Genomic DNA, 6,508 nt, shown 5'->3' on the forward strand with positions numbered 1-6,508 from the left:
CCATGCTCCTGACCCCGAATGCCATGAGCCGGCGCCTGCGCCTGGGCCTCTATTTCACCACCGGACTGATCGCCCTGTTCCTGCTGCTGCCGATCGTGTTCATCGTCCTGCTGTCGTTCGGCTCGTCCCAGTGGCTGGTGTTCCCACCGCCGGGCTGGACACTGAAATGGTACAGCCAGTTCTTCTCCAACCCGGACTGGATGAATGCCGCCCTGGCCAGCCTGAAGGTCGCGGTACTGACCACCGTGTGCGCCGTGGCGCTGGGCCTGCCGACCGCCTTCGCCCTGGTGCGCGGGCGCTTCCCCGGCCGGGAAATGCTTTACGGGCTGTTCACCCTGCCGATGATCGTGCCGCTGGTGATCATTGCCGTGGCGGTCTATGCGCTGTTTCTCAAGCTCGGCTACACCGGCACGATGTTCGCCTTTGTCGTCAGCCACGTGATCGTCGCCCTGCCCTTCACCATCATCTCGATCATCAACTCGCTGAAGCTGTTCGACCAGTCGATCGAGGATGCCGCGGTGATCTGTGGTGCCTCGCGCCTGCAGGCGGTGTTCAAGGTGACCTTCCCGGCGATTCGCCCCGGCATGGTCGCCGGCGCCCTGTTCGCCTTCCTGGTGTCGTGGGACGAAGTGGTGCTGAGCGTGATGATGGCCAGCCCGACCCTGCAGACCCTGCCGGTCAAAATGTGGACCACCCTGCGCCAGGACCTGACTCCGGTGATCGCCGTCGCTTCGACGCTGCTGATCGGCCTGTCGGTATTGGTGATGGTGATTGCCGCCGCTCTGCGTCGGCGCAACGAACTCAGCGCCTGAGCGCCCGGGAGTAGACAACATGAGTGCCGTGATCAAAGACCCTGCACAACAGAACGACCGCACCCTGGTCAGCCTGCGCAACCTGAACAAGCACTACGGCGACTTCGCCGCGGTGGACAACATCTCGCTGGACATCAGGGACGGCGAGTTCCTGACCTTCCTGGGCTCCAGTGGCTCGGGCAAGAGCACCACCCTGTCGATGCTGGCCGGCTTCGAGAGCCCCAGCTCCGGGGAAATCCTGGTCGAGGGCAAGTCGCTGGTCAACGTGCCGCCGCACAAGCGTGACATCGGCATGGTGTTCCAGCGCTACTCGCTGTTCCCGCACCTCTCGGTGCGCGACAACATCGCCTTCCCGCTGGCCATCCGCAAGCTGGCAGCCGCCGAGCGCGACAAGCGCGTCGACGCCATGCTCAAGCTGGTCCAGCTGGACAAGTTCGCCCACCGCCGCCCCGCGCAATTGTCCGGCGGCCAGCAGCAGCGCGTGGCGATCGCCCGGGCGCTGGTCTACGAGCCACGCATCCTGCTGATGGACGAACCGCTCGGCGCCCTGGACAAGAAGCTGCGCGAAGACCTGCAGGACGAGCTGCGCCAGTTGCATCGGCGACTGGGCATCACCATCGTCTACGTGACCCACGATCAGGAAGAAGCCATGCGCCTGTCCCAGCGTATCGCCATCTTCAGCCATGGCAAGATTGTCGGCCTGGGCAGCGGCTACGACCTCTACCAGAACCCGCCGAACGCCTTCGTCGCCTCGTTCCTCGGTAACTCCAACTTCCTGCGGCTCAAGGCCCAGGGCAACGGTGCCGCCGGTTTCGAAGGGCAAGGGCTGTCTATCCGCCTGACCTCGGGCCTGCAGAACGGCCAGGACATCCTGCTGATGGTGCGTCCGGAGAAGGCCCTGGCCCTGAGCCTGGAACAGGCCGCCGCCGACCCGCTGGCCGCCGGCTGGAACCAGGTCAGGGCAACCGTCAGCGAGGTGCTGTTCCTCGGTGAAAGCCAGACCTGCAGCGTCGTCACCCAGGGCGGTACGGCCATGACCGTCAAGGCCTTGTCCGCCACCGGCATGCCGCTCAAAGCCGGAGATTCAGTCGCCGTGCGCTGGGCCACAGCCGATGCCTGCGTCTATACCGAGTGGCAGGAAAGCGACCTGAACAAGGCCGCCGGCAGCCACTGATACCCGCCTGCTCTCCCTGTCGTCGCGGTCGACTGTCGGCACCGGCAGGGAGCTCCCTACTCTTCCCTTCGAAGCCATCGAATAAATTTCGTGTCCGCGTGTTATATCTGGCAGACACGGACGTTCCTCCGTGCCCCGGAGACCGTCGATGAGAACCCTGCTATCCGTGATCGCCCTGGCAACGGCCTGCCTGAGCAGCGCCGCCATGGCTGCGCCCGAGGCCTGGAAGCTGGCCCATGAAGAGGACGGCATCCAGGTTTTCCTGAGCAAAGTGCCGGGTTCGCGTTACCAGAGCTTTCGCGGCGTGACCGCTATCAAGGCCGAGGTCTCCACCTTGCGCGACCTGCAGGAAAATCTGCGGGTCGCTTGCAAGTGGCTGTACGCCTGCGCCGAGATGCGCCTGTTGAAGAACGACGGCGACGACACCTGGGTCTACCTGACCACCGACCTGCCCTGGCCGGCGGCCCCGCGGGACATGGTGCTGCATGTGCATACCGAACAGAATGACGACGGCAGCCTGATCCGCCGCCTGGAGGCGGCCCCCGACTATCTGCCGTCGGTGCCCGGCCAGATCCGCGTGCGCCAGTTGAGTGGCGTGTGGAAGATGCTGCCCAGGGGTAATGGCGAGACCGAGGTGACCTACCAGTTGCAGGCCGAGCCGGCGGGCGACATTCCCTCCTGGCTGGCCAACCGGTTCGTGGTAGACGCGCCGATGGTCAGCCTCAGGACGTTGCGCGCGGTGGCCGAGCGCCAGGGTGTGCGGGACATGCCCTGAACCTCAGCGGCTCAAACGCGCCCTGAACCCCTCCAGCCACTCCCGAACCATGGCCGAGTAAGGCGCTTCGGGCCGAGCCATGGTCTTGATCTCGCCGAGTATCTGCTCCTGGAGAAAACGCAGGCGCCTGGCAATGCGTTCATTGCGCGCTCGCGCCTGCTCGCTCTCGACAACCGGAGCCTCACTGTCGGGCTCCAGTTCCTGCGCCATCAGCCCCATTTCCACCGCCAGCATCTCCAGAAACTCCAACTGGCGCAGCACCCGCGTGCGCTCCTGCACCAGCCCGAGACGGTTGAGGCCATAGACATGGATCGACACCGCGCCCCGCAGGCTCAACCCACCCGCCAGGGCCTGCTCGATCACCCCACGCAGCTCCGGCCGGACACCTGCCACACCACCGGCCAGGGCCAGACCGCCGCTGTCATGAGGCTTGGGTAGGACCAGGCCGATCAGATTTTCGCTGTCGACATGAAAACGCAGGTGCTCCTGTGGCTGATCCCGGCACGGGTCCAGCAGCAATGCCTGCTCGCCGGAAAAATCCCGGGCCCCCACCGCAGCCCGCTGACCGAGGATCGGAAAGCTGTCCTGCTTGCCGGTCTGGACCACCCGTGAACGGCTGAAATCACGTCCCTCATTGACCAGGCTGACCAGACTGGCCGAGAGCGTGGGCGTCACCTGGCCACTGCGCCGGTTGCAGTGAATACAGCTGGGCAGCAGGTTTTCCCAATCCATGGCGATCCACCAGTAGCCGGGATGATCCGGTTCCTCGTAGACGCGGCCCTTGGGTCGGTAGTGCTCGATATCCACCGGGGCACTGCCGTAGTAGAAGCTCTCGCAGTAGGCGCATTTACCGTGGAACAGCTCATGCAGCTGTTTCTTCACGCTGTCGGACTTGTAGACGGCAAAGGCGGGTAACGCCCCCGTTGGCGCCATGAAGTAATCCTGGAGTTTCTGCAGCTCCTTTTTCGCTGGCGAGTCATCTCCCAACATCGCATCGGGCACGGGGACACTGTCGCGGCTGACGGCACGCATGCTTCAGATGCCCTCCAGGATGCCGAGGATGCGCTGTTTGGCGGCGCTGCGCAGTTGGGCAAGCTTCTGTGTCGAGACCTGTCTACGGCTGTCCAGGTACTCGACCACCGCCTCCTGCACCAGCCGCTGAACCTCGCTGGAACCCACCGGCAAGGCGTCGCTGATATCACGTTCCAACCGCCGTAGCAGGTCCTGCTGCGGCACAGTCAACCGTTCGCCCCGCTCCCGCGCGTTCAACAGATCGGCCAGGCCGGCCAGTTCACGCTCGGTCTCAGGCTGGTCAGTGGAGGCCAGGCTGAAGAAGTCCGAGGTCAGCAGCTGTTCGACCGTGAGTTGGCTGACATTCGGCAGGCGAACCAGTTGCTCGACCATCACCGGCCACTGGACATCCGTGCGTTGATCGCTGGACACACGCTGCATGACGATCACCTCACCATCCTGCATGCCGCGCAGGCACAGCGGATCGTGAGTGGTGACAATGAAAGTGACCTGCGGCAACGCCTCCCGCAACGCGCGCATGATCTGAATTTTCCAGCGTGGATGCAGGTGCGCTTCCACCTCGTCGATCAGTACCACGGCCTGTGCCGTTTCCAGGCTTTCGAAATGCGGATTGAGGCGTCGATTCATCAGGCCCTGGATGATGTCACAGGCCATTGCCAGGACTGAACGGTAACCCGATGAAGCCAGGCTCAGTGGCGTTCGGCACAGGGGCTGGCCATCGCCTGCCGATGTGACGATCAGGCAGCGCTGGTTCTGCGGGTCGCGTTCCATGATCTCGAACGAGCCCTCGATCGAGAGGATGCCGCGCAAGGTTCGAACCACACTGTTGAAGGCATCTGCCTTGAGACTCAGCAACCATTTTTCCGGATTGGACAGCAGAGCTGTCGAGTCGAAAAGGTTGATGATCGATTTACTTGGGCTACGAGGGCTGACCCGCTTCTGGTATTGCCGAAAGGCACCATAGGCAAAGACCTGAGGCAAGAGCGGCTGACCGTCAACCGACAGTCCACGGTCTTCATGCCAGAACTCGCCCTCGCTGATCGTCAGGTGCCGTTCACTACCGCCCTGGAACACCGCTACCACCGATGCCAGACTGCAACGGGGAGTCTGCACCGCGCCCAGTAACTCGGGATCCAGAGGCAACGAGGCGTAGTCCACCGGCAGTTTCGTACAAGCCAGATCGCTGCTGAGCACCAAAGCTGTGGCCTCAAGGATGGAGCTTTTTCCAGCGGCATTTTCACCGAGAATCAGCAGGGCCGGCCGAACAGCATTTGTGCCCGAGGACCGCCTGAGCGGCACGGCGGGTATCCTCAATTCAAGTTGCTCTATGCCCTTGAAGTTGCTGAAGCGGATCGATTCCAACGATGGGCAATCACGCGCCCCGAACGTCTCACTCTTTGCAACGGGTCTGGAATCGCGCACAGCAGTCCCTGCCAGACTGAGCTCCAACCCTCCATACCACTCAACGACATCAGCGCTTTCGCTAAGGGCCCGCAACGTGTGTTCGATACGATCCGGGGCCAGTTCCGAAGCTGAAACCCTGGACTTTGAAAGCGTCAGTACAATGCGTCGGCAGAGCAAATACCAGCAGCCACCAAAATCCATTCGAGCAAAATCGAAAAGCACGGGATGTGAATCGTCCTCTCCCAAGGAAAAAGACCAGTTGCCTATAAGATCGTCGAAGTAAGTCTTCAGCTTGCTTTTGCGCAGCTTTAGCAACTGAATACGATTGAGCTTGAAGTGTGTGATGGTTGCAGCTGCGCGCTCGCTCAAGGCGTAGAGTTCACCCGACAGATCGACCGACAGATGCCGGCTCAGGTCGACCCGCTCGCAAGGGTCGATCAAGACATGACGCTCCTTGAGTGGGTAGCCCCCCCACAGACCGTTACCAGCCTGTGCATAGGCATCAACTTCTTGCGCCGAAGGCAAGGCTACCCGCCGCCCCAAAACCGGGAAGTGGTCCGGCCGTACAGGCTCGCAGTCCTTGCAAATGGCGTAGAGATTCTCCCAGGCACTGCTCAGCCAGATATAATAAAGGTGAGCGTTTGAAGTTCGCTCCAGTGGGCTGGCTTGCGCTCTCGGGCGAAATCGATAAGTTGCCTTAGACTGAACCACCCGTTCGCAGAACGCACATTTACCGTGAAATAACCGGTCCAACCCCGAACGGACTGAGTTCTCATTCAGATCGACAACCGGTTCCGGTGCCCGGCTCTGCGCCCGCTTGGTCCTGTCGGCAAGAAAGTAGTCGGCCAATGCCTGCCTGTCAGCATTGGCCTCCCGACTTTGCAACAGGCTCGGTGGCGGAACGGAACTGCGGTCGAAGCAATACATGAATCTCCTCCATGAGAGGCGGGCCAGAGCAGCGCCTTTCGAAATCCGGCAACTCTAATCGGCAGGCGCCAAAAAGTAGAGGCGTTTTTCGTCGCCACTTCCTACCGCCCCAAGCAGCGTATCGATAAAAGGCCCGTTGCGCATTCGTCGAGAACGGGAGATGGCGGTGCGATGCCAGGAGATTATGCGGTGAAACTTATGGCCCATTCGCGGGCAAGCCCGGCTCCTACAGATGGGTGCCGTATGCAGGCTCTGTGTACGACGCAGACCTGTAGGAACCGGGCTTGTCGCACCGCCGCGAAGCTCTTGCTCCTGCTCTTGCTTGTGATCTTGCTTTTGATCTACCCGCCCCGTTCCCAGCCGGCTGAGTGGAGGTTCTGTTTC

At 62.1% G+C, this 6,508-nt stretch carries 5 protein-coding genes; 3 read left to right on the top strand and 2 right to left on the bottom strand.

The annotated features are described in order from the left end of the window. Positions 1-2: 2 nt before the first annotated feature. From PF66_RS27330 to PF66_RS27340, 3 genes are all read left to right on the top strand, one after another. Entirely contained in the window at positions 3-812 is an 810-nt protein-coding gene (locus PF66_RS27330; RefSeq protein WP_054059570.1) for an ABC transporter permease, read from the top strand. A 19-nt stretch (positions 813-831) separates the two neighbouring features. Next, the gene (locus tag PF66_RS27335) at positions 832-1,986 is read left to right on the top strand and encodes an ABC transporter ATP-binding protein (RefSeq protein WP_054059569.1); all 1,155 of its coding nucleotides are present in this window, start codon (positions 832-834) and stop codon (positions 1,984-1,986) included. Positions 1,987-2,134: 148 nt separating this feature from the next. Continuing rightward, the gene (locus tag PF66_RS27340; RefSeq protein WP_054059568.1) at positions 2,135-2,761 is read left to right on the top strand and encodes an START domain-containing protein; all 627 of its coding nucleotides are present in this window, start codon (positions 2,135-2,137) and stop codon (positions 2,759-2,761) included. Positions 2,762-2,764: 3 nt separating this feature from the next. Here PF66_RS27340 and PF66_RS27345 read toward each other — a convergent pair whose 3' ends face one another. Beyond that, on the bottom strand, positions 2,765-3,793 hold the full coding sequence (locus tag PF66_RS27345; RefSeq protein ID WP_054064387.1) for an HNH endonuclease: 1,029 nt from the start codon (positions 3,791-3,793) through the stop codon (positions 2,765-2,767). 3 nt (positions 3,794-3,796) lie between these two features. Then, positions 3,797-6,124 (bottom strand): AAA family ATPase, encoded by a 2,328-nt coding sequence (locus PF66_RS33550; RefSeq protein WP_241494458.1) that lies wholly within the window; start codon positions 6,122-6,124, stop codon positions 3,797-3,799. Between the last annotated feature and the right edge of the window lie 384 nt (positions 6,125-6,508).

The sequence above is a fragment of the Pseudomonas asplenii genome, from assembly GCF_001293465.1.
GTDB lineage: Bacteria > Pseudomonadota > Gammaproteobacteria > Pseudomonadales > Pseudomonadaceae > Aquipseudomonas > Aquipseudomonas fuscovaginae_B.